Origin of the sequence: Variovorax sp. 54 (assembly GCF_002754375.1) — a bacterium.
GTDB lineage: Bacteria > Pseudomonadota > Gammaproteobacteria > Burkholderiales > Burkholderiaceae_C > Variovorax.
In genome coordinates this window covers 3,041,240-3,063,718 of the sequence record NZ_PEFF01000001.1, presented here as the reverse complement: position 1 = coordinate 3,063,718, position 22,479 = coordinate 3,041,240, and the positions used below count along the sequence as shown (strand labels likewise).

General features: G+C 68.8%; 20 protein-coding genes. 10 read left to right on the top strand and 10 right to left on the bottom strand.

The genetic code is table 11. The features are described 5' to 3' along the window. Window positions 1–5 precede the first annotated feature (5 nt). The gene (locus CLU95_RS14195) at window positions 6–479 is read right to left on the bottom strand and encodes an Lrp/AsnC family transcriptional regulator (protein ID WP_099794063.1); all 474 of its coding nucleotides are present in this window, start codon (window positions 477–479) and stop codon (window positions 6–8) included. 105 nt (window positions 480–584) lie between these two features. Here CLU95_RS14195 and mdeB point away from each other — a divergent pair, with 105 nt between their 5' ends. The 10 genes from mdeB (at window position 585) to CLU95_RS14145 (ending at window position 12,218) form a co-directional block, all read left to right on the top strand. After that, complete coding sequence (mdeB, locus tag CLU95_RS14190; protein WP_099794061.1) at window positions 585–3,248, top strand: alpha-ketoglutarate dehydrogenase; 2,664 nt, start codon at window positions 585–587, stop codon at window positions 3,246–3,248. Between the two features lie 86 nt (window positions 3,249–3,334). Then, window positions 3,335–4,111: a FadR/GntR family transcriptional regulator gene (locus CLU95_RS14185; RefSeq protein WP_099794059.1), complete on the top strand. Its 777-nt coding sequence runs from the start codon at window positions 3,335–3,337 to the stop codon at window positions 4,109–4,111. Window positions 4,112–4,268: 157 nt separating this feature from the next. Continuing rightward, complete coding sequence (locus CLU95_RS14180; protein ID WP_099794058.1) at window positions 4,269–5,600, top strand: MFS transporter; 1,332 nt, start codon at window positions 4,269–4,271, stop codon at window positions 5,598–5,600. Window positions 5,601–5,616: 16 nt separating this feature from the next. After that, complete coding sequence (gene ltnD, locus CLU95_RS14175; protein ID WP_099794056.1) at window positions 5,617–6,546, top strand: L-threonate dehydrogenase; 930 nt, start codon at window positions 5,617–5,619, stop codon at window positions 6,544–6,546. A 41-nt stretch (window positions 6,547–6,587) separates the two neighbouring features. Then, window positions 6,588–7,601, top strand: coding sequence for a D-erythronate dehydrogenase (denD, locus tag CLU95_RS14170; RefSeq protein WP_099794054.1), 1,014 nt, complete (start codon window positions 6,588–6,590; stop codon window positions 7,599–7,601). 3 nt (window positions 7,602–7,604) lie between these two features. Then, window positions 7,605–8,888: a 3-oxo-tetronate kinase gene (gene otnK / locus CLU95_RS14165; RefSeq protein ID WP_099794052.1), complete on the top strand. Its 1,284-nt coding sequence runs from the start codon at window positions 7,605–7,607 to the stop codon at window positions 8,886–8,888. Window positions 8,889–9,055: 167 nt separating this feature from the next. Continuing rightward, window positions 9,056–9,721, top strand: a complete 666-nt coding sequence (locus tag CLU95_RS14160) for a class II aldolase/adducin family protein (RefSeq protein WP_099794050.1) — start codon at window positions 9,056–9,058, stop codon at window positions 9,719–9,721. Between the two features lie 12 nt (window positions 9,722–9,733). Next, window positions 9,734–10,552: a 2-oxo-tetronate isomerase gene (gene otnI, locus CLU95_RS14155; RefSeq protein WP_099794048.1), complete on the top strand. Its 819-nt coding sequence runs from the start codon at window positions 9,734–9,736 to the stop codon at window positions 10,550–10,552. Beyond that, window positions 10,549–11,754 (top strand): amidohydrolase family protein, encoded by a 1,206-nt coding sequence (locus tag CLU95_RS14150; RefSeq protein ID WP_099794046.1) that lies wholly within the window; start codon window positions 10,549–10,551, stop codon window positions 11,752–11,754. The genes otnI and CLU95_RS14150 overlap by 4 nt, the downstream gene beginning before the upstream one ends. Further along, window positions 11,751–12,218 (top strand): RidA family protein, encoded by a 468-nt coding sequence (locus CLU95_RS14145; protein ID WP_099794045.1) that lies wholly within the window; start codon window positions 11,751–11,753, stop codon window positions 12,216–12,218. The genes CLU95_RS14150 and CLU95_RS14145 overlap by 4 nt, the downstream gene beginning before the upstream one ends. Here CLU95_RS14145 and CLU95_RS14140 read toward each other — a convergent pair. The 9 genes from CLU95_RS14140 to CLU95_RS14100 all read right to left on the bottom strand — a co-directional run bounded on the left by CLU95_RS14140 (window position 12,211) and on the right by CLU95_RS14100 (window position 22,279). Beyond that, window positions 12,211–12,861 (bottom strand): TetR family transcriptional regulator C-terminal domain-containing protein, encoded by a 651-nt coding sequence (locus tag CLU95_RS14140; protein ID WP_099794043.1) that lies wholly within the window; start codon window positions 12,859–12,861, stop codon window positions 12,211–12,213. The two genes, CLU95_RS14145 and CLU95_RS14140, sit on opposite strands and share 8 nt — an antisense overlap. Next, window positions 12,858–13,820, bottom strand: coding sequence for a PDR/VanB family oxidoreductase (locus CLU95_RS14135; protein ID WP_099794041.1), 963 nt, complete (start codon window positions 13,818–13,820; stop codon window positions 12,858–12,860). Before CLU95_RS14135 ends, CLU95_RS14140 begins: the two co-directional genes overlap by 4 nt. Window positions 13,821–13,856: 36 nt before the next feature. After that, complete coding sequence (locus CLU95_RS14130) at window positions 13,857–14,447, bottom strand: NAD(P)H-dependent oxidoreductase (protein WP_099794039.1); 591 nt, start codon at window positions 14,445–14,447, stop codon at window positions 13,857–13,859. A 140-nt stretch (window positions 14,448–14,587) separates the two neighbouring features. Then, on the bottom strand, window positions 14,588–15,616 hold the full coding sequence (locus CLU95_RS14125; protein WP_099794037.1) for an ABC transporter substrate-binding protein: 1,029 nt from the start codon (window positions 15,614–15,616) through the stop codon (window positions 14,588–14,590). A 57-nt stretch (window positions 15,617–15,673) separates the two neighbouring features. Continuing rightward, the gene (locus CLU95_RS14120) at window positions 15,674–17,053 is read right to left on the bottom strand and encodes an FAD-binding oxidoreductase (protein ID WP_180288601.1); all 1,380 of its coding nucleotides are present in this window, start codon (window positions 17,051–17,053) and stop codon (window positions 15,674–15,676) included. Beyond that, complete coding sequence (locus CLU95_RS14115; RefSeq protein WP_180288600.1) at window positions 17,043–17,939, bottom strand: ABC transporter permease; 897 nt, start codon at window positions 17,937–17,939, stop codon at window positions 17,043–17,045. Before CLU95_RS14115 ends, CLU95_RS14120 begins: the two co-directional genes overlap by 11 nt. Beyond that, complete coding sequence (locus CLU95_RS14110; RefSeq protein ID WP_099794032.1) at window positions 17,917–18,726, bottom strand: ABC transporter ATP-binding protein; 810 nt, start codon at window positions 18,724–18,726, stop codon at window positions 17,917–17,919. The genes CLU95_RS14115 and CLU95_RS14110 overlap by 23 nt, the downstream gene beginning before the upstream one ends. A gap of 23 nt (window positions 18,727–18,749) precedes the next feature. After that, a complete protein-coding gene (locus tag CLU95_RS14105; RefSeq protein ID WP_099794030.1) occupies window positions 18,750–19,571 on the bottom strand; it encodes a creatininase family protein in 822 nt (273 codons plus the stop codon). A 170-nt stretch (window positions 19,572–19,741) separates the two neighbouring features. Further along, entirely contained in the window at window positions 19,742–22,279 is a 2,538-nt protein-coding gene (locus CLU95_RS14100; protein WP_180288599.1) for an autotransporter family protein, read from the bottom strand. Between the last annotated feature and the right edge of the window lie 200 nt (window positions 22,280–22,479).

Genomic DNA, 22,479 nt, shown 5'->3' with positions numbered 1-22,479 from the left:
GGCCCTCAAGACGGCGCTGTCGGCAACGGCAGCGCCGTTTTGTATCTGACCTGCTTGAGCGCAAAGCTCGAGCGGATCTTCTCGATCCCCGGAATCGGCGTCAGCTGTTCCATGATGAAGCGCTCCAGCGCCGCCATGTCGGCCACGGCGATGCGGATCAGGTAGTCGCTGTCGCCGGTCATCAGGTAGCACTCCATCACCTCGTCGTGCTCGGCGATGCGCTGCTCGAAGTCGGCCAGCGACTGCTTGCTCTGCGTCGTCAGGCTGATCGAGATGAACACGTTGAGCCCCAGGCCCAGCGCCTTGGCGTTCGCCAGCGCCACATAGCGATCGATCACGCCGCTGGTCTCCAGCACCTTCACGCGCGCCAGGCAGGGCGACGGCGACAGGTGCACGCGGCGCGCGAGTTCGACGTTCGACAGGGCGCCGTCGCGTTGCAGCTCGTCGAGAATGCGCAGGTCGATGGCATCGAGTTCCATGAAATTCCGTGAAGCTCTTGAATCGCGGCATTTTATGCTTGCGAATAGCCATGAAATCGAAGGTGCCGGTAGCTAATTTTCCGCAAGGCGGCTTAAAGTGCTGGCATGAACGCCCCGATCTCCGCCGACCAGATGCGCGCCCTGTTGCTCGACACGCCGCCGTCGCACGACCCCGACCCCGAAGAGACCGCCGAGTGGCGCGACGCCTTCCTGGCGCTGGCGCAGACGCAAGGTCCGCAGCGCGCGCGCCAGATGCTGGCCGAGCTGGCACGCCTGGCGCGGCAGCAGCGCATCGGCTGGCAGCCCGAGCTGGCCACGCCGTACGTCAACACCATCGCCGCGGCCGACCAGCCGCCGTTCCCGGGTGACCTTGCGGTCGAGGAAAAGCTCGCCTCGCTCATGCGCTGGAACGCGCTCGCGATGGTGGCCAAGGCCAACCAGGCGTACGGCGAACTCGGCGGCCACATCGCCAGCTATGCGAGCGCGGCCGACCTGTTCGAAACCGGCTTCAACCACTTCTTTCACGCGCGCAGCCCGGCGCACCGCGGCGATTTGGTGTTCTTCCAGCCGCACAGCGCGCCCGGCGTGTATGCGCGGGCGTATCTCGAAGGGCGCCTGAGCGCAGAAGACCTGAACCACTACCGCCAGGAACTCACTGCGCCGGCGTTCGTGAACGGCAGCGGCGCGCGCGGGCTGTGCAGCTACCCGCACCCGTACCTGATGCCGGACTTCTGGCAGTTCCCCACCGGCTCGATGGGCATCGGCCCGATCAGCTCGATCTATCACGCGCGCTTCATGCGCTACCTCACGCACCGCAACCTGCTGAATTGCGAAGGCCGCAAGGTCTGGGGCGTGTTCGGCGACGGCGAGATGGACGAGCCCGAATCGATGAGCGCGTTGACGCTCGCCGCGCGCGAAAAACTCGACAACCTCGTGTGGGTCGTCAACTGCAACCTGCAGCGCCTCGATGGCCCGGTGCGCGGCAACGGCCGCATCATCGACGAGCTCGAAAAGCTCTTCGCCGGCGCCGGATGGAACGTCGTCAAGCTCGTGTGGGGCAGCGACTGGGACGGCCTCTTCGCGCAGGACGTGAGCGGCGCCCTGGCCCGTGTGTTCGCGAACACCGTCGACGGCCAGATGCAGACCTTCGCCGCCAAGGACGGCCGCTTCAACCGCGACAACTTCTTCGGCCAGAACCCCGAGCTCGCGCGCCTGGCCGAAGGCATGACCGACGAGCAGATCGACCGCCTGAAGCGCGGCGGCCACGACCTCGTGAAGATTCACGCCGCGTACGCCGCCGCGGCTGCGCACAAGGGCCAGCCTACCGTGATCCTCGCCCACACCAAGAAGGGCTACGGCATGGGCAGCGCCGCGCAGGGCAAGATGACCACGCACTCGCACAAGAAGATGGGCGACGTCGACCTCATCGAGTTCCGCGACCGCTTCAACCTGCCGCTCACCGACGCGCAGGCCACCGCGATGGATTTCTACCGCCCGGCCGAAGACAGCGCCGAGATGCGCTACCTGCGCCAGCACCGCGAAGCGCTCGGCGGTGCCATGCCGCGCCGCGAGACCGCGTGCGACGTCGTGCCCAAGCCCGACATCGCGGCCTACGCGCAGTTCGCCACGGCCGCCGCGGGCAAGGAGATGAGCACCACCATGGCCTTCGTGCGCATGCTGGGCAACCTCATGAAGGACAAGGCGCTGGGCCCGCGCATCGTGCCCATCGTGGCCGACGAGGCGCGCACCTTCGGCATGGCCAACCTGTTCAAGCAGGTCGGCATCTACTCGAGCGTGGGCCAGCGCTATGCGCCGGAAGACATCGGCTCGGTGCTGAGTTATCGCGAAGCCACCGACGGGCAGATCCTTGAAGAAGGCATCAGCGAAGCCGGCGCCATCGCGAGCTGGACGGCCGCGGCCACGAGCTACAGCGTGCACGGCCTGGCGATGCTGCCGTTCTACATCTACTACTCGATGTTCGGCTTCCAGCGCGTGGGCGACGCCATCTGGGCCGCGGCCGACCAGCGCGCGCGCGGCTTTCTGCTGGGCGCCACGTCGGGCCGCACCACGCTCGGCGGCGAAGGCCTGCAGCACCAGGACGGCAGCAGCCACCTCGTGGCCGCGACCATTCCGAACTGCAAGGCCTACGACCCGGCCTTCGCGGGCGAGATGGCGGTCATCGTCGACGCGGGCATCCGCGAGATGATGGTCGAGCAGCAGGACGTGTTCTATTACGTCACGCTCATGAACGAGAACTACGCGCAGCCCGACCTGCCGGCCGGCGCCGAGGCCGACATCCTGCGCGGCTGCTACCGCTTCGGCACCTACGCACCGGCATCGGGCAAGGCGAAGCAAAGCGTCACGCTGCTGGGCTCGGGCGCGATCCTTACCGAGGTCATCAAGGCCGCGCAGCAGCTGGCGGACGAAGGCATCGAGGCCGAGGTGTTCAGCGTCACGAGCTGGAGCGAGCTGGCGCGCGACGGCCAGGCCTGCGAGCAGCGCGCGCTGGCCGGCGAGAAGAACGCCGGCACGCCCTTCGTCGCGCAGCAGCTCGGCAAGGGCAGCAGCAAGGCCCCGATCGTCGCCGCCACCGACTATGTGCGCGCCCTGCCCGAGAGCGTGCGCGCCTTCCTGCCCGAAGGCCGCCGCTACCTCACGCTGGGCACCGACGGCTTCGGTCGCAGCGACACGCGCGCCGCCCTGCGCGACTTCTTCGGCGTGGACGCGGCGAGCATCGCGCGGGCTGCGCGCCACGCGCTCGGCCTCTGACACAGGCGAAGGCGCAGACGCGGCCATGCGGCGTGACGGTGCGGTGCCTGCGTTAGAGTCGCAGACCCCACCGCCTCCCCGCGCCCATGACCCCCCGTTTCCAGTCCCTCGCTCCCGCCGTCCGCCTGGCCGACCAGGTGGCGGATGCGCTCGTGGCCGAGGTGCGCAGCGGGCGCTTGTCGGAAGGCGACCGGCTGCCCACCGAGACCGCGTTGGCCACCCAGTTCGGCGTGAGCCGCACCGTGGTGCGCGAGGCGGTGTCGCGGCTCAAGTCGCTCGGGCTGGTCGATTCGCGACAGGGCAGCGGCATGTTCGTGCGCGCTGCCGGCGTGGAGCCTTTGCGCTTCGAGATGCCGCATGTCGCGTCGCGCGAAGCGGTGGTGCAGATGGTCGAGCTGCGCCGCGCGCTCGAGGCCGAGGTGGCCGCGCTCGCGGCCGAGCGCCGCACGCCCGAGGACATGCTGCGCATCCGCGACGCCATCGATGCGCTGCAGGCGGCGGTGTCGATGGGCGGCAACGGGGCCGACGAGGACGTGCGCTTTCACCGCGCCATCGCCGAGGCCGCGCGCAACCCGTTCCTCATCGGCACGCTGCAGTACCTGCGGCAGTTCCTGCATGGCGCCACCCGCGTCACGCGCGCCAACGAGGCGCGCCGTGCCGACTTCGTGCGCGAAGTGGCGCAGGAGCACGCGCGCATCGTCGAGGCGATCGACGCCGGCGACCCGCTGGCCGCGCGCGAAGCCGCCAAGGCGCACATGGACAACGCCATCCGCCGCATCGAGCAGGCCGACCCGGCCTTCTGGCAGCAGGAAGGCGCCCAGCTCGCCCGACCCCTGGTCGAAGGCTGGCCAGAGGGCAAGTAAGCCCACGCTCACAATTTTCTGAAGGGGTCTGGATGTGCGGGTTATCCCGTATCCGAGAGCTTGTCTTAAATTTGTATGATGACCTGACAAGTAAGGGGCGACCGCGCCGCAGGGTGACGGGACGGCCCCGTTTTTTCATCCAGCGGACTCCCTCCCAATGACTTCCACCCTCCAGGCCGGCGCGCCTTCGGCCATGGCCGACCTGCCCGTCGATGCCGCGCTCGAGAAACGCGCCTACGCCAAGGTGTTCTGGCGCCTCGTGCCCTTCCTGATGCTTTGCTACGTGGTCGCGTACCTCGACCGCGTGAACGTCGGCTTCGCCAAGCTGCAGATGGGCGCGGACCTCGGTTTCAGCGAAACCGTGTTCGGCCTGGGCGCCGGCATCTTCTTCCTGGGCTACTTCCTGTTCGAGGTGCCGAGCAACCTGCTGCTCAACCGCGTGGGTGCCCGCGTGTGGATCGCGCGGATCATGATCACCTGGGGCCTGCTGTCGGCCTGCTTCGTGTTCGTGGAAACGCCGACCAGCTTCTACATCCTGCGCTTCCTGCTCGGCGTGGCCGAGGCCGGCTTCTACCCCGGCGTGATCCTGTACCTGACGCATTGGTACCCGTCGCACCGGCGCGCGCGGATCATCGCGGTGTTCATGTCGGCGATTCCCGTGGCGGGCATCTTCGGCAACCCGCTGTCGGGCTGGATCATGGACGCCTTCCACGGCGTGTCGTCGATGCACGGCTGGCAGTGGATGTTCATCATCGAAGCCATTCCCGCCGTGCTGGTGGGCGTGATGGTGCTGCTCTACCTGGACAACGGCATCCAGCACGCACGCTGGCTCTCGCCTGAAGAAAAGCAGCTGCTGCAACGCGAGGTCGCGCGTGACCAGGCGCACGGCGCCAAGGGCCCGCACTCGGTGGGCGCGATGTTCCGCGACGCGCGCGTGTGGTGGATGGCGCTGATCTACTTCGCCTTCGTCATGGGCCAGTACGCGCTGACCTTCTGGCTGCCGACGCTGGTGAAAGCCACAGGCGTGCAGGGCAACTTCAACATCGGCCTGCTGAGCGCCATTCCGTTCCTCTGCGCGATCGTCGCGATGAACCTCTTCGGCCGCAGCGCCGACGCGCGCCGCGAACGTCGCTGGCACCTGATCATTCCCGCGATGATGGGCGCCGTGGGCTTCACGGTCGCGGCCTCGTACACGCAGAACACGGTCGTGTCGCTGACCTTCCTGTCGCTCGCGGCCGCCGGCGTGCTCACCTGCGCGCCGCTGTTCTGGTCGCTGCCCACCGCCTTCCTCTCGGGCACGGCGGCGGCGGCGGGCATCGCGGTCATCAACTCGGTGGGCAACCTCGCGGGCTTCGTGAGCCCGTACCTCATCGGCTACCTGAAGGACCTCACGGGCAGCACGCAGATCGGCATGTACGTGCTGGCCGGCGCGCTGGTGCTCGGTGCCATCGGCGTGTGGCTCACGCCCAAGCAACTCGTCAACCGTTGATCGAAGGACGCACGACATGACTTCTTCTTCCACCAACACCCCCGTCGTCGGCCTCGTGGGCCTGGGCGCCATGGGCAGCGGCATGGCGCAATCGCTGCGCCGCGCGGGCCATGCGCCGCATGTGTTCGACGTGCGCCCCGGCGTCGCCGAAGCCTTCGCGCGCGACGGCGGCACGGCCTGCGACACGCTGGCTGCGCTCGGCGCGCAGTGCGACATCGTGGTCAGCGTGGTCGTCAACGCGGCGCAGACCGAGTCGGTGCTGTTCGGCGACGGCACCACGCCCGGCTGCGCGGCGTCGATGAAGCCCGGCAGCCTGTTCGTGATGTGCTCCACCGTCGACCCGAACTGGTCCGTCGCGCTCGAAGCGCGCCTCGCACAGCAGGGCATCCTGTACCTCGACGCACCGATCTCCGGCGGCGCCGCCAAGGCCGCGAGCGGCCAGATGACGATGATGACCGCCGGCACGCCCGCGGCGTACGAGAAAGCCGGCGCCATGCTCGACGCGATGGCCGCCAAGGTCTACCGCCTGGGCGATTCGGCCGGCGCGGGCAGCAAGGTGAAGGTCATCAACCAGCTGCTGGCCGGCGTGCACATCGCCGCTGCGGCCGAAGCCATGGCACTGGGCCTGCGCGAGGGCGTGAACCCCGACGCGCTGTACGAGGTCATCACCCACAGCGCCGGCAACAGCTGGATGTTCGAGAACCGCATGGCCCACGTGCTCGCGGGCGACTACACGCCGCTGTCGGCCGTCGACATCTTCGTGAAGGACCTGGGCCTGGTGCTCGACGTGGCGCGCGCCAGCAAGTTTCCGCTGCCGCTGTCGTCCACCGCGCACCAGATGTTCATGCAGGCCTCCACGGCCGGCTTCGCGCGCGAAGACGACAGCGCGGTCATCAAGATCTTCCCGGGCATCGAATTGCCTGCTGCGAAAGAATCGAAGAAATAGCATTGAGCGTTGCGCTCCACCGATCAGGAAAGACACACACCATGAACGTTCTCATCACCGGCGGCTGCGGCTTCCTCGGCGCCCGCCTCGCCCGCACCCTGCTCGCAGGCGGCCCGCTCGCACTGGCCGGCGGCCAGCCCCAGGACATCGCACGCATCACGCTCGCCGACCGTGTGCCGCCGCCCGCCGACCTCGCCGCCGACGCGCGCATCCAGTTCGTGCAGGGCGACCTCTACGAACAGGCCGCCAATGGCGCGCTGCCGCTGGCCGACACCGACGCCGTGTTCCACCTCGCCGCCGCCGTGAGCGGCGAGTGCGAGGCCGACTTCGACCTCGGCATGCGCAGCAACCTCGACACCACGCGCGCCCTGCTCGACGCCTGCCGCAGCGCCGGTCATGCGCCCGTGTTCGTGTTCTCCAGCTCCGTCGCCGTGTTCGGCGATTCGCCCGAGCAGCGCCTGCCCGCGGTGATCGAAGACACGACGCTGCCCACGCCGCAGAACAGCTACGGCATCCAGAAGTTCATCGGCGAGCAGCTCGTGGCCGACTACACGCGCAAGGGCTTCGTGCAGGGCCGCAACGTGCGGCTCATGACGGTGTCGGTGCGCCCGGGCCGCCCGAACGGCGCGGCCTCCAGCTTCCTGAGCGGCATGCTGCGCGAGCCGCTGGCCGGCGTGCGCGCACGCTGCCCCGTGGCGCCCGAGACGCCGGTCGCACTGGCCTCGCCCGGCAACACCGTCGCCGGCATCGTGCGCGCGGCCACCGCCGGCGCTGCCGAATGGGGCGCACGCACCGCGATCAACCTGCCCGCGCTGACCACCACCGTGCGCGAGATGGCGCAGGCGCTCGAGCGCATCGCCGGCACCGAGGCCACCGCCCTCATCGACTGGGAGCCCGACACCGCCATCGCGAAGATCGTCACCAGCTGGCCCAGCCGCATCCATGCCGCGCGCGCCGAGGCGCTGGGCCTGAAGGCCGACGCCAGCTTCGACGCCATCCTGCGCGACTACGTGCGCGAGAACGCACAGGCGGTCACGCTGCCGCTGAAGGGCTGAGCGATGGCGAAGCTTGTGCTCGGCTGCATCGCCGACGACTTCACCGGCGCCACCGACCTGGCCAACAACCTCGTGCGCGCCGGCATGCGCGTGGTGCAGACCATCGGCGTGCCCGAAGGGCCACTCGATGCCGACGTCGATGCGGTGGTGGTCGCGCTCAAGTCGCGCACCATCGCGCCGGCCGAGGCCATCGCGCAGTCGCTCGAGGCGCTGCGCTGGCTGCAGGCGCAGGGCGCGCAGCAGATCTACTTCAAGTACTGCTCCACCTTCGACAGCACCTTCACCGGCGAGGTCAGGGGCAACATCGGCCCCGTGACCGAGGCGCTGATGGACGCGCTGCATTGCGACTTCACCATCGCCACGCCCGCCTTCCCCGACAACAAGCGCACCGTGTTCAAGGGCTACCTGTTCGCGGGCGACGTGCTGCTCAACGAGAGCGGCATGCAGAACCATCCGCTCACGCCGATGACCGACCCGAACCTCGTGCGCGTGCTGCAGGCGCAGTGCACGCGCAAGGTGGGCCTCATCGACCACGCGGTGGTGGCACGCGGCGCAGCGGCCATCGAAGAACGCATCGCGCAATTGAAGGCCGAGGGCGTGACCATCGCCATCGTCGACGCGGTCTCGAACGACGACCTGCTGCGCATGGGCCCGGCGCTCGCGAAGCTGCCGCTGCTCACGGCGGGCTCGGGCGTGGCCATCGGCCTGCCGGCCAACTTCGGCCTCGCGCCGTCGTCGCAGGCCAGCGCCTTGCCGAAGGCCGGCGGCAAGACCGCGGTGGTGTCGGGCAGCTGCTCGCTCGCCACCAACCGGCAGGTGCTCGACTTCATCCAGCGCGGCGGCGCGGCGATGGCCATCGACCCGCTGCGCATCGCGGCGGGCGTGGACGTGGCCGCCGAAGTGCTGGCCTGGGCCGCACCGCTGATCGACAAGGGTTCTGTGCTCGTCTACTCGACCGCCGAAGCCGGCGCCGTGAAGTCGGTGCAGGGACGGCTCGGCGTGGAAGAGGCCGGCGCCATGGTCGAACGCACCATCGCCGCCATCGCGCGCGGCCTGGTCGAGCGCGGCGTGCACCAGCTGGTGGTGGCCGGCGGTGAGACCTCGGGCGCCTGCGTGCAGGCGCTGGGCATCGCGCAGATGCAGATCGGTCCGCAGATCGACCCCGGCGTGCCGTGGTGCCATGCGCGTTCCGACGCGGCGCCCGAAGCCGGGCTGCACATCACGCTGAAGTCGGGCAACTTCGGCAGCGACGATTTCTTCACCAAAGCTTTTACAGTGCTCGCATAGCGCTGTGTTCGTGTGGTCCCCTCTCCCCCTGGGGGAGAGGGTTAGGGTGAGGGCCCCGCGGCCTTTGCACTTGCACCGCACCTTCCATCGCTCGCAGCCCTCACCCCAGCCCTCTCCCGCCAGCGGGAGAGGGAGCAACACCGGAACAACGTGCATCGACATCCGACATGACCGAAACCCAAGCCAGAGAAGAAATCTGCCGCGTCGGCCGCAGCCTGTTCGAGCGCGGCTACGTGCATGCCACGGCCGGCAACATCAGCGTGCGGCTGGACGACGGGTTCCTCATCACGCCGACCGATGCCTGCCTGGGCTTTCTCGACCCCGCGCGGCTCGCACGGCTCGATGCACAAGGCCAGCAGACGGGCGGCGACCGCGCCAGCAAGACCATCGCGCTGCACACGCGCATCTACGCCGCCGCGCGCGCGTTCGATGCGGGCACGGCCTGCGTGATCCACACGCACAGCACGCACTGCGTCGCCCTGACCTTGGGCAATCCGCAGGCCGAACTGCTGCCCGCGCTCACGCCCTACTTCGTGATGAAGGTCGGCCATGTGCCGGTCATCCCGTACCACCGCCCCGGCGCGCCCGAGGCGGCCGAGCAGGTGGCACACACCATCGCGCGCTACGGCGCGGCCGGCACGCCGATCCGCGCGGCGATGCTCGCGCGCCTGGGCCCCAACGTCTGGCACGAGACGCCGGCCGCCGCGATGGCCGTGCTCGAAGAGCTGGAAGAAACCGCACGCCTGCAGATGCTCACGCAGGCCACCCGGCCCGCACCGCTCGCCCCCGATCAGATCGATGAACTGCGCCGCACCTTCGGTGCGCGCTGGTAGTACAAACACCCCATGCCTCAATTCGCCGCCAACCTCTCGATGCTCTACCCGGAGCTCGCATTTCTCGACCGCTTCGACGCCGCCGCGAAAGACGGCTTCCAGGCCGTCGAGTACCTCTTTCCCTACGACTTCAGCAAAGAAGAGATCGTTGCCCGCCTGAAGCACAACGGCCTGCAGCAGGTGCTGTTCAACGGTCCGCCCGGCGACTGGGCCGGCGGCGAACGCGGCCTGGCCTGCCTGCCGGGGCGCGAGGGCGAGTTCCGCGAGGGCATTGCCAAGGCCATCGACTACGCCGTGGCGCTCGACTGCCCGCGCATCCACGTCATGGCCGGCCTGGTGCCCGAAGGCCTCGCACGCGAGGCGGCGCAAGCCGTCTATGTCGAGAACCTGCGCTGGGCCGCGGCCGAGGCCGCGAAGGCCGGGCGCGATGTGCTGATCGAGCCGATCAACACGCGCGACATCCCGCGCTTCTTTCTCAACCGGCAGGACCACGCGCACCAGATCGTCGAGACCGTCGGTGCCGCCAACCTCAAGGTGCAGATGGACCTGTACCACTGCCAGATCGGCGAGGGCGACGTGGCGATGAAGCTGCGCCAGTACCTGCCGACCGGCCGCGTCGGCCACCTGCAGATCGCGGGCGTGCCCGAGCGCCACGAGCCCGATGTCGGCGAGCAGAACTACGACTACCTCTTCGGCGTGATCGACGAGGTGGCAGCGCAATGCGGCTGGCAAGGCTGGGTCGGTTGCGAATACCGCCCGCGCCGCGGCATGGAGCCCGGCGGCACCTCGGCCGGCCTGGGCTGGCTGCGCGACTGGCGCCAGCGCGCATGACGACGCTCGAAGCGCTGCGCATCCCGATGCCGCTGCGAGGTTTTGCAGCAGCGGGCGATGCGCAGGTCTTCGACGTCACGATCGACGGCGACAAGATCGCGTCCATCGTGCCCAGCGCGTCGCAGACGCAAGCGCGCGGCACGCTGCTGAGCGCGCTCGTCGAGGCGCACGCGCACATCGACAAGAACTTCACCGTGCAGGACGTCGGCGCTGCGCAGGGCGACCTGTTCACCGCCATCGAGCGCATGGGCCGCCACCGCGCGAGCTGGACCGGTGCATCGCTGCGCCTGCGCATGGAGCGCGCGCTGCACGAGGCCTGGCGCGCCGGCACGCGCGCGCTGCGCACGCACCTGGACTGGGTCGAGCCCGAGCCGCCGGCCGCGCTGGCCGTGTTCGAGGCGCTGCGCGAAGAATGGGCCGGGCGCATCGCGCTGCAGTTCGTCGCCCTCGTGCCGCTCGACGTGTTCGCCGACCTCGCGGCCGGCGAGCGCATCGCACGCGACGTGAAGCGCGCGGGCGGAGCGCTGGGCGCTTTCGTCTACCGCAACGAAGGCCTGGTCCCCAAGCTGGGCCGCGTGTTCGACCTCGCGCAGCAGCACGGGTTGACGCTCGACTTCCATGTCGACGAAGGCCTGGACACCGACGCCAGCGGCCTGCGCAGCATTGCGCAGCTGGTGCGCGCGCGCGACTTCAAGGGCCGCGTGGTCTGCGGCCACGCCTGCTCACTCTCGGTGCAGGACGATGCGGTGGCCGCCGAAACACTCACGCTGTGCGCCGGTGCCGGGCTGCACCTGGTCGCGCTGCCGACCACCAACCTCTACCTGCAGGGCGCGTGGGATCGCACGCCCGTGGCGCGCGGCATCACGCGCATCCGCGAGGCCGCCGCGCACGGCCTGCGCGCGAGCCTGGCCACCGACAACGTGCAGGACGCCTTCTATCCCTACGGCAGCTACGACCTGCTCGAGACCTTCGGCCTGGGCGTGCAGATGGCGCACCTCGCGCCCGCCGCCGACTGGCTCGACACCATCACCGTGAACCCCGCGAAGGCGCTGGGGCTCGCGTGGGACGGCCGCATCGCGCCGGGCTGCCCGGCCGACCTGGTGGTGCTGGCCGCCACCGACGAACACGAACTCATCGGCCCGCGCGGCCGCCTGCGCAGCGTCTACCGCGCGGGTCAACTTCTGGAGCCGAACACACCATGAGCATGGGCAAGCCGATGGCCAACTATGCCGCCGCCAAGCGCGTCGGCGATTTCGTTTTCATGAGCGGCGTGGTCGCCGTCGACCCGGCCACGCGCCGCGCGGTGGCGGGCTACGACGCCATTCCCGAAGAAGCGCGCACCGCGCTGCAGGGCGTGGGCTACGCCACGGGCCAGATGTCGGTCGACATCTTCGAGGCGCCCATCGTGGCGCAGAGCTGGTTCGTGCTGGAGCGCATCCGCCAGATCGCGGCGGAGCACGGCGGCACCATGGAAGACGTGGTGAAGCTGGTGCAGTACTTCCGCCACCTGCCGCACTACGCGTTCTACAACCGCGTGCGCGGCCTGTTTTATCCGGGCGAGCCGCCGGTGAGCACGGTGGTCGAGGTGTCGCGTTTTCTACCGGGCGACGAGGTGCTGGTGGAAGTCGAAGCCACCATGTTCCTGCCCCTGCGCAGCGCTACTTGACGCCCGCGCCCTTGAGCAAAAACTCCGTCACCTGTTCGATCAGGTAGCGGCGGTCCTTGTCTTCCCCCTGGGACGCGGCGCTGCGGTAGTAGGCCGCCTGCGTGGCGTGGTCGGCGTAGAACTGCGTCACGGCCCAGATGTGGAACAGCACCAGCATCGGGTCGGCTGTGTCCATCAGACCCTGGTTCATCCAGTTCTGGATCACGGCGGCGGCCTGGTCGGTGCGCTGCTTGCTCGTGTCCATCATGCTGTTGATGACGGGCGCGCCGCGCATCATCTCGGCGGTGAAGATGCGCGAGCGCAGCGGGTGCTCGAACGAGAACATCATCTTGCGCTGGATGAGATCGCCCAGCACCTTGCGCGGGCCGAAGGCCTCGTCGCTGAAGCCGAACACCACGATCCAGTCGGTCAGGATGTCCTGCAGCACCTGCCGGTACAGCGCTTCCTTGCTCTCGATGTAGTAGTGCAGCTGCGCCTTCGACAGGCCGGCCTTGTCGGCGATGGCCTGCGTCGACGCGCCGGCCAGGCCTTCGCTCGCGAACACCTCGATCGCGGCCTGGTTGATGAGGCCCAGCACCTGCGTGTACTTGCGCGAACGCCCGCGCGTGGCGGGTGCTTCGCTGTCGGTGTCCGTCACGCTCACAGCTGCAGCACCAGGTCGAGGCCCTTGGCGCGCGAGCAGCACAGTGCCACCTTGGTGCGCCGCTCGGTGCCCGTGAGGCAGAAGTCGCGGTGCTCGGCGCCTTCGCCGTCGCCCTCGACCACGCAGGTGCCGCACAGGCCTTGCTGGCACGACACGGGGATGTCGATGCCGACCTCGTGCAAGGCGTCAACCGCGGTCTGGTCGGCTGCCACCGGCACCTCGATGCCGCGCCGCGCCAGCTTCAGCGTGAAGGGCAGGCCCGTGGTGGCGGCGGCCGTGCCGGTGGGCGCGGCGAAGTACTCGGTGTGCAGCGCATCTTCGGGCCAGTGCGCGGCGGCCTCGCGCACCGCTTGCATGAAGCCGCCGGGGCCGCAGACGTACAGGTGCGTGTCGGGCGCGCGTTCGGCCAGCAGGGCGCGCAGGTCGATGCGCTGCGATGCGTCGCCCTGGTCCAGGTGCAGCTTCAGGTGCGGCGCCAGCGCGGGCGCGTGCAGTGCCTCGGCGAAGGCCAGGTGCTCCTCGCTGCGCGCGAACACGCACAGCGTGAAGTCGGCACCGCGCGCGGCCAGCGCCTGCGCCATGGCCAGCAGCGGCGTCATGCCGATGCCGCCGGCCAGCAGCAGGTGGCGACGGGCTTCGGCGCGCAGCGGGAAGGTGTTGCGCGGTGCGCTGATCGCGATCAGGTCGCCCTCGCGCACGCGCTCGTGCATCGAGGCCGAGCCGCCGCGGCTCGCGTGCTCGCGCTTCACGCCGATCACGTAAGAGCCGGTGCCTGACGGCGCGCGCGCCAGCGAGTACTGGCGCGAGAAGCCGCCGGGCATGTGCACGTCGATGTGCGCGCCGGCCTCGTAGCCGGGCAGCGCGCGGCCCCACGGATGCGTCAGCTCGAAGGCCAAAATTTCCGGCGTCTGGCGCGAGATGCGTTCGACGCGGACGGTCAGGGTGCGTTCGAGGCTCATGGTGTCTGTCTCCCTGCTTGCTTGCTTGTTTGTGGGCTAGATGTTGTGCAGCGTGCGCGCCACGCGCGCGATGAAATGGCTGCGGTCGCGGTCGGTGACGGCGTTCATGTCGTGCAGCTGCAGCCACGTGACCTTGCAGCGCCACGCGAACAGCGCCCGCAGCGCGCGCGTGAACAGCCGCCGCCCCGGGTCGCCGATGGCCATCACGAACCAGCGCGGCGAGCCGCCCGTGGTCACCACCGTCAGCCTGCGGATGTGCCGCATGCCCGACTTCGCCAGCTGCCCCTTGCGCTCCGCGGGCAGGAAGGCCACGCCCGGCAGCCACACGCGTTCGAGCCAGCCCTTGAGCATGGACGGCGGTCCATGGAACCAGGTGGGGTAGACGAACACCAGGTGCTCGGCCCACAGCAGCGCTTCGACGTGGGGTTTCACGCGTTCGCGGATCAGTTCGGGGTTGTCGAGATAGGCGATGCGCTCTTCGCGTGTCAGCGTCGGGTCGAAGCCCTCGGCGTACAGGTCGATGGCCCGCACGGGATGGCGAGGCTGCAGCGCTTCGAGGGCGGTGCGGTAGAGCGCGTGGTTGAAGCTGTCAGGATTCGGATGGCAATGGACGACGAGCGTTTTCATGGTTCGGGCCGGTTCGCCTGTTCGGCGAGACGGGGTCAGAGCCCAGAGATAAAAGGCCGCGCGTGCCTTATGGCAACCCAGGCGCCGGCATCTGACCCCGGCGCAAGCCCCGCGCGACCCACGGGAAAAAACGAAGCGAATTACTTGCCGGTGAGCTTCTTGCGAACGTCGACACCGACGCCCTTGTTGACGAACTGCGTGTTCACAACCTTCGACAGGTCGATCTCGCCGGGCTTGTACAGGCCGGCCTTGACCATCTTGTCGTAGAAGTCCTTCACGCGCGCTTCGTCCATCGCGCCGATGCCCTTGGTGAGCGAGTCGCCGCTGTCCACGATGCCCATCTTCTTGATGAGATCGATGGAGCCCTGCAGCGCGGCCGGCGTGGCGTCGGGGTTGGTCTTGGCCATGAGCTCGTTGGCGGCCTTGTTGTCGCCGTAGAGGTAGTTGTTCCAGCCGACGATCGAAGCCTCGATGAACTTGCGCACCGTCTCGGGCTTGGTCTTGATGAGGTCGGCGCGGGTCTCGATGGTGGTGGCGTAGGTCGAGAAGCCGTGGTCGGCCAGCAGGTGCACCACGGGGTCGAAGCCGGCCTGCGCCTTGATCGACAGCGGCTCCGAGATGGCGTAGCCCTGTTGAATGGACTTCTTGTCGGCCAGGAACGGGCCGACGTTGAAGGTGTAGGGCTTGAGCTGCGCATCCTTGAAGCCGTGCTCCGACTTCATCCACTGCCAGAAGCTGAACTGGCCGTCCTTGCCGATGAAGGCCACGGGCGCCTTGGTCATGTCCTTGAAGGTGTCGTAGCCCTGGCCCGGGTGGGCGAACATGGCCTGCGGGTCTTTCTGGAAGATGGCCGCGACCACCACGGTGGGCACGCCGTTCTTCACGTTGTCGAACGACTGCAGCAGGTTGCCGGTCATGAGGAAGTCGACCTTGCCGGCCGGCAGCATGGGCCGGTTGTTGACCATCGGGCCGCCCTGCATGATTTCCACGTCGAGGCCGTACTTCTTGTAGGTGCCGTCCACCAGCGCCTGGTAGAAGCCGCCGTGGCCGGCCTGCGCCTTCCAGTTGGTGGCGAACACCACTTTTTCCTGGGCGTGCGCGGCGAAGGCAGCACCTGCGAGGGCCAGGCCGAAGGCCAGCGGCCGGAGAGAGAAAGCGGGGATGCGCATGGGGACGGACTCCTGTGGAGGTTGGGGTGGGGACGGGATGCGAAGACTAATGTTTTTTCAGCGCTCGACGGCCATGTCGGGCGTCCAGCCGCGCGTTTTTCCGGGGTTCATCAGCCCCATCGGGTCGCTGCGCTTCTTGAACTCGATCTGCTGCGTGTCGATGGTCTTCATGCCGCCGTCCTCGATGGTGAAGACGTGCGGGTTGAAGATCTGCGCGCCGCCCTGCGACTCGATCTCGCGCATCACCTCGTACTGGTGGGCCTCGCCCTTCCAGCGCACGAGCAGGATGCCGAAGGTGCCGCATTCGCCGTTGGCGCGCGCGAAGTCCTGGTGCTGCAGCACGTCGTCGCCGAAGATTTGCAGATGCCGCTCGACCACGGCCGGATCGAAGGGCTGGGCGTAGGCCACCTGCAGATACGTCCAGCTGCGGTCGGCCTTCAGCGCCTGCAGCGTCGTGTGGTTGAAGGCGCACTCGTAGGCCGGCGGCAGGCCGGCGGCCAGCAGCTCGTCTTCGGTGCCGGCCACCGAGAGGGTGCCGTCGTGCGCCGCCGCCAGCGCGCGGAACTCGGCCATCGATTCGGGCGAGACCATGGTGAACACCGCGTGCCGGTCGGGCGGAAAGTGCTCGCCCATGGCCGTGTAGTAGGGCGAGAAGCGCGCCTCCACGGTCGAGAGCAGGAAGATGTCGAGCGACGGCGCCTGCGCGGCAATGCCGAAGTCGAGCGCGCCGCGGTAGGTCTCGAACAGCGCCGTGCAGTGCACCCAGTCGACCGCCGGGCTCAGCGCCACTTCGACGTCGAGGATCACGCCGTTGGTGCCGTAGGCATGGTGCACCTGCTGGATCTCGTCGCCCACCAGCTCGATGACGCGCGGCTCGCGCTCCACCGTCATCACGCGCGCGCGCAGCAGGTTGCCGGGGTCGCGCAGGATGCCGTGTCGGAACGAGCCGATGCCGCCGAAGCCGCCCGCGATGAAGCCGCCGATGCTGGCCACGTGCCAGGTCGAGGGCCACATGCGCAGCGCCTGTCCGGTTTCGCGCGCGGCCAGGTCGATGTCGTGCATGCGCGCGCCCGCTTCGACGCGGATGCGGCCGTCGGCCAGGTCGAGCACGCGGCACATCTGCGTCACGTCGAGCACGAGCCCGCCTTCGAGCGGCACGCACTGGCCGTAGTTGCCGGTGCCGCCCGCGCGCACGGTGAGCGGCAGCTTCCACTTCGCGGCCACGGCCGCGGCCTGGCGCACGTCGTCTTCGGTGCTGACCTTGACCACGAGGTCGGCCACGCAGCCCGCAAGTTGCGCCGTGAGGATCGGGCTGTACCAGTAGAAGTCTTTGGACAGCTGCTTGCGCTGGGCGGGCGTGGCGATCACGTTCAGGCCGCGCAGGTCCTCGCGCACGGCGTCCCAGTCGACCGTGGACAGCGGGGTTCTAGCGTTCACGGCGCATCTCGCTCTCGTGCCAGTGGCCGAGCACCAGCCGCGACAGGGCGGCGAACACGATGAAGATCACGATGCCCAGCAAGGACACCAGCAGCAGCGCCGCGAACATCATCGGGATCTCGGTGCGGAAGCTCGATTCGAGGATGCGCGAGGCCAGCCCCGTTTCCTTGCCCGCCGTGCCGGCCGTGAACTCGGCCACCACCGCGCCGATGAGGCTCAGGCCGCCTGCGATCTTCAGGCCCGCCATGAAGTACGGCAGCGCGCTGGGTGCGAGCAGGTAGCGGAAGGTCTGCCAGGGCGAGGCCTTGTACAGCTGGAACAGGTCGCGCAGGTTGCTGTCGGCGCTCTTCAGGCCGATGACGGTGTTCGACAGGATGGGAAAGAAGGCCACGATCCACGCGCACAGCAACAGCGCCGCGGTGGTGCTCGACACGTAGATCAAGATCAGCGGTGCGATCGCGATGATCGGCGTCACCTGCAGGATCACGGCGATCGGGAACAGGCCGATTTCCACCCACTTGAACAGCGCGAACGCAATCGCCAGCAGCACGCCGCCGACGATGGCGGCGCCCAGCGCGAGCAGCGTGAGCTTCACCGTGAACCACAGCGCGCCCGAGAGCGAACCCCAGTTGTCGAACAGCGTGCGCAGGATGAGCGAGGGCGCGGGCAGGATGTAGTGCGGGATGTCGTTGGCACGCACCATCCACTCCCACACCAGCAGCAGCGCCGCAACGATGACGACCGGCACGACGACGCGCAGCGTCGACTCGCGCCGGCGCAGCTTGTCTTCGTGCGCGCGCAGCGTCTCGGCGGACGGCGTGGCTTCGTGGGTGGCGGTGGTGGTGTCGAGGGGCATCACGGTTTCAATGGTCGATGTCGAGGCCATGGAGTGCTCCGTGCAGAGATTGCGAAACAGCCGTGCAGTGCGCGTTGTAGCGGCTGGAGGTGCGGAAGGCTTCGCCGCGCGGGTAGGGCTCGTCGATGGCGATCTCGTCGATCACGCGGCCCGGGCGCGCCGCCATCACGACGATGCGGTTCGACAGGTAGACCGACTCGTACACGCTGTGCGTGACGAACACGATCGAGAAGCGGTGCTCGCGCCAGATGGCCAGCAGGTCGTTGTTGAGCTTGATGCGCGTCATTTCGTCGAGCGCGGCAAAGGGCTCGTCCATGAGCAGCAGGCGCGGGTGCGTGACCAGCGCGCGCGCAATCGACACGCGCATCTTCATGCCGCCCGAGAGCTCGCGCGGGTACACATCGGCAAAGCGCGACAGGCCCACCAGCTCCAGCACCTGCTGCACCACCGGCGCGGCTTCGTCGCGGCCCATGCCCGCCAGCTTGAGCGGCAGCCAGACGTTGTCGAACACCTTGGTCCAGGGCATGAGCGTGGGTTCCTGGAACACGAAGCCCAGGTCGCGGTCGCTCTTGCTGTTCTTGGCCACGCCCGTGTTGGCGCCCGACCATTGCATGTCGCCCGAGCTGATGCGGGTGAGCCCGGCAATCAGCCGCAGCGCGGTGCTCTTGCCGCAGCCCGAGGGGCCGAGGAAGCTGACGAAGTCGTGCTCGCCGATGTCGAGCGTCATGCCCTGCAGGGCGAGCGTGCCGTTGGCAAAACGCTTGCCGACGTTGCGCAGTCGGACCAGGGGTGGCGTGGATGGCGTGGTGCTTTCCATGGGACTCCTTGTGCAGCCGGGGCTCAGCGCCAGGCGGGAACGTTGGCCAGCCGCTCCAGCGGGAAGCGGTCGATCTCGTGCAGCAGCTCGACGAAGCGTTGGCCCACGTGGTCGAGCACCGCGGCGCCCTTCTCGGCCGTGGCGCGCGTGGCGTCGCCGGCGGCGCCGGCCGGGTTGATGTCGTGCATCTGCCAGCCGAGTTTGCCGCTGGGCGTGATCGACAGGAACTTGTTTTCGGCCGCCATCTGCTCAGTCAGGGAGCCGAAGTTCTGGAATTGGTCACGGCGCACGTAATCGGGCGTGAGGTGCAGCATCACCGAGCTTTCGAGGTCGCCCGCGTGGATGCCGTGCTTGCCTTCGTGCGCGGTGAACAGGCCCTCGGGCAGGCCCAGCGTGTACCAGTTGGCGGCGACGACCATCATGTCGTGCTCTTCGCGCAGGTCGCGCGCCACGATGTCCATGACGCTCATCTGCCCGCCGTGGCTGTTGTAGAGCACCAGCTTGCGCACGCCGGCCTTGGCGACGCAGGCGCCGACGTCTTTCCACAGCGAGATCAGCGTGTTCGCCGACACCGTGAGCGTGCCCGGGTAGCGCGAGTGCTCGTTGCTCTTGCCGTAGGGCACGGTGGGCAGGAACAGCACCGGCAGGTCGTCGGGCAGGTAGGGCAGGCAGGCCTGCACCATGCCGTCGATGGTGGCGGTGTCGGTCGACATCGGCAGATGGGGGCCGTGCTGTTCGGTCGCGCCCACCGGCAGCACGGCGATGAGCCGTTCGCGGTCGAGGCGGGAGAACTCTTCACTGGTCAGGTCGGACCAGAAGCGGCTGCGCAAGGGGGGGTGATTCATCGGGGTGTTCCTCGGGGCGGGCGGACAGGATGATGAGCTAAATTATCCATACGGTCAAAAAAGACTGGCTATCCGTGGATACCCGTTGATCTTTATCAAGCAAGCCGCATGCCATCAAATTTGCCCGGGCGGTCAAAAGTCGATCCGCCCGGTGTCCGGCGCCCCGGGGTTCACCAGCGCATGCGCAGCCCCAGTTGCCCTTGCACGCCGGTCTGCTCGGTGATGCCGATGGCGCTGGTGTAGGCCAGGCCGCCGTAGACCGACAGCGTCTGGTTCAGCTGCCCGACGATGCCGCCGCCGACCTCGAGCGCGCTCGCGTTGCGGCGGTTGACGACCTGGTCGGTCGGCCCGAAGTAGATGGCGTTGCTGCCGCTGAAGGTGTGCCACAGGTTGACCTTCAGGTAGGGCTTCCAGACGCCGCCGGCCGCGTCGAAGCGGCCTTCGAGCCGCGCGCCCAGCCGGCCGGTGACGGCGTTGTCGCGCTGGAAGCGCACGGTCGAGAGGCCGTCGTCGAAGTCGTCGAGCGAGCTGCGCTGCCAGATCAGCTGCACCTGCGGCTGCAGCGTCACGGTGTCGCTCAGCGCCAGCGGGTAGCCGGCCTCGAGCGATGCGGTCACGTGGGTGCCGTGCGGGCGGCCGCCGCGCCCCAAAGTGGAGCGCGCATCGGCCTTGTAGCGCGTGGCCAGCAGCACGGCGTCGCTGTACCAGCCGCTGCTCGCGACGCGGGTCCAGTAGGCGCCGAGGCTGTAGCCCTCGACGGTGAGCCGGCCGGCCGCCTCGTTGGTGGCGCCGCCGGCGAGGCCGCTCGCGCGGCCGCTGGCCCGCGTGTAGCCGCCCAGCACGCCGACGCGGTGACGTCCGCCCGCGCTGTCGGTGGCCGCCAGGAAGTCGTGGCCCAGCTGCAGGCCGCTGACGCTGCCGTCGAACTGCGGGTTGGCATCGCCCCGCAGGCGCTGCCGCGTGCTTTCGCCGAACACGCGGCCCCACGAGGCCTGCCGGCCTCCGCCTTCACCGTCTGCGAGCAGTTGCTGATCGCCCTGCCGGTCGTGGAAGGTGCCCAGTTGCGCCAGCCCGAGGCGGCGCACGGCGATCGGCAGGGCGCTGTACAGCGGCACCTCGGGCCGGTAGAGCTTGACCTGTTCCACCGTCGCCGGGCCGCCCGACCCGGCGATCACCTCGGCGGCTTCCTCCAGCGAGCCGACCACGGTGCCGCCGACCAGGTAGCCGTTGTTGCGCAGGTACCAGTTGTCGGGGTTGCCGCCCGTCGCGCCGCCGCGGAACAGCCGGTAGTTGTAGGCGCCGGCCTCCACCGCCTGGGTCAGCGAGAACGCCTTGTCGGCCGTGGTGCCGCCGTTCACCGCCTGCACCACCAAAATGCCGTCGGCCAGCGTGGGCGCGCCCAGGCCGCCGCGGTTGACCACGCGCAGGCCGGTGGAACCCGTGGCGGCGCCGCCGTCGATCACCAGCTTGTCCGACGGCGCGTTGTCGCCCGCCAGCACCGTGTTGACCTGCACCAGCGCGCCGCTGCCGCCGAAGTAGTTGCCGCGCACCGTGAAGGCGCCGAAGCCGACGCCGTCGTTCGGACCGGGCAGCAGCGTGCCCTGGTTGGTGACGTTGCCCGCGAAGGTGCCGGTACCGGCCACGGTGGTGCCGGGCAGCACCGTGATGACCGGGCTGGTCAGCGTGGCGGGCAAGGTGAAGCGGCCGGACTCGACGCGGATCGACTCCGAGAAGCTCGCGTCCGTCTGCCACGACCACGCGGTGCCGCGCATCGTGAGGTTCTGGAAGTTGCGGAAGGCGTTGTCGACCGTGCCGTTGCCTTCGAGAAAAGTGCTGGCCGTCTTGCCGACGCCGCCGTCGGCGCCGCCCTTGATGACCGAGCCGGTCTGCAGGATCAGCATGCCGTTGCCGAGTGCGCCCATGTAGATCGCGTCGGTGTTGGCGGCGCCGCCATGGCCTTCGATGGTGCCGGCGTTGACCAGTGTGTCGTTGCCGTTCTGGCCGCGGTAGCCGTAGCCGTTGGCGCTCGAGAACGAGGCGCCGGCGCGGTTTTCCACGCGCGAGAAGAAGGTGCTGCCGAGCGTGTTCGCATGCACTGCGTCGGCGCCGCCCGACGGCGAGTTGGCGCCGGTGGTGGCGATGCTGCCGGTGTTGACCAGCAGGTTCGCCACGAGGTTGCCGCCCTGCAGGTACACGCCCTTGGCCGAGGTGCCGCTGGCCGAGATGCTGCCGTTGTTGATCACCGTGTTGCCCGGGCCCAGCGAGGAGATGCCGTGCGAGCTGCCGCCCGTGGTGCCGATGCTGCCGTTGTTGGTGATGAGCGTGCGCGTGCTGCTGTTCGACGTGACGAGGATGCCCGAGGTGCCGCTGCTTGTGGTGCGCAGGGTGCCGTTGTTGGTCAGCGTGTTGTCGTTGCCCGTGGCGACCATCGCGGCGCGCGCCGAGCCCGAACCGCCCGAGACGGTGATCGTGCCGTTGTTGGTGATGGTGCTGGCATCGCGCACCAGCAGCACCTGCGTGGCGTTGGTGGTCAGCGTGGCGCCGCTGTTCACGGTGAGGGTGACGCCGGTGCTGCCCGGCGTGGCGATCACGCTGGGTGAGCCGGTCGTGGCGCCGTCGCAGACCACCGTGTCGCCGGTGCCCGGCGTGGCGGTGGGACCGCAGGCCGCGTGCGCGGCGCCGCCCGCGAGCCCTGCGAGAGCGGTCACGAGCCAGGGGAGGCGGGAAGAACGGGAAAACCGGGGGCCTTGCTTCATGCGCATGTTGTCTGCTCCTTCTTGTTTTTCATAAGGCCGTGGGGGCCTGGCGCGACGGATTATTCAGTGCAAATTCCCATCTGGAAACCGACGAACTTCCGTATTCACCGGGTCGATCCCGATTGAGCGGCGACTTGAATGCGGCCCCTCTT

Coding starts and splice junctions, on each gene's coding strand:
- CLU95_RS14195 (WP_099794063.1), bottom strand. CDS start 479: ATGGAACTCGATGCCATCGACCTGCGCATTCTCGACGAGCTGCAACGC.
- mdeB (WP_099794061.1), top strand. CDS start 585: ATGAACGCCCCGATCTCCGCCGACCAGATGCGCGCCCTGTTGCTCGAC.
- CLU95_RS14185 (WP_099794059.1), top strand. CDS start 3,335: ATGACCCCCCGTTTCCAGTCCCTCGCTCCCGCCGTCCGCCTGGCCGAC.
- CLU95_RS14180 (WP_099794058.1), top strand. CDS start 4,269: ATGACTTCCACCCTCCAGGCCGGCGCGCCTTCGGCCATGGCCGACCTG.
- ltnD (WP_099794056.1), top strand. CDS start 5,617: ATGACTTCTTCTTCCACCAACACCCCCGTCGTCGGCCTCGTGGGCCTG.
- denD (WP_099794054.1), top strand. CDS start 6,588: ATGAACGTTCTCATCACCGGCGGCTGCGGCTTCCTCGGCGCCCGCCTC.
- otnK (WP_099794052.1), top strand. CDS start 7,605: ATGGCGAAGCTTGTGCTCGGCTGCATCGCCGACGACTTCACCGGCGCC.
- CLU95_RS14160 (WP_099794050.1), top strand. CDS start 9,056: ATGACCGAAACCCAAGCCAGAGAAGAAATCTGCCGCGTCGGCCGCAGC.
- otnI (WP_099794048.1), top strand. CDS start 9,734: ATGCCTCAATTCGCCGCCAACCTCTCGATGCTCTACCCGGAGCTCGCA.
- CLU95_RS14150 (WP_099794046.1), top strand. CDS start 10,549: ATGACGACGCTCGAAGCGCTGCGCATCCCGATGCCGCTGCGAGGTTTT.
- CLU95_RS14145 (WP_099794045.1), top strand. CDS start 11,751: ATGAGCATGGGCAAGCCGATGGCCAACTATGCCGCCGCCAAGCGCGTC.
- CLU95_RS14135 (WP_099794041.1), bottom strand. CDS start 13,820: ATGAGCCTCGAACGCACCCTGACCGTCCGCGTCGAACGCATCTCGCGC.
- CLU95_RS14130 (WP_099794039.1), bottom strand. CDS start 14,447: ATGAAAACGCTCGTCGTCCATTGCCATCCGAATCCTGACAGCTTCAAC.
- CLU95_RS14125 (WP_099794037.1), bottom strand. CDS start 15,616: ATGCGCATCCCCGCTTTCTCTCTCCGGCCGCTGGCCTTCGGCCTGGCC.
- CLU95_RS14115 (WP_180288600.1), bottom strand. CDS start 17,939: ATGGCCTCGACATCGACCATTGAAACCGTGATGCCCCTCGACACCACC.
- CLU95_RS14110 (WP_099794032.1), bottom strand. CDS start 18,726: ATGGAAAGCACCACGCCATCCACGCCACCCCTGGTCCGACTGCGCAAC.
- CLU95_RS14105 (WP_099794030.1), bottom strand. CDS start 19,571: ATGAATCACCCCCCCTTGCGCAGCCGCTTCTGGTCCGACCTGACCAGT.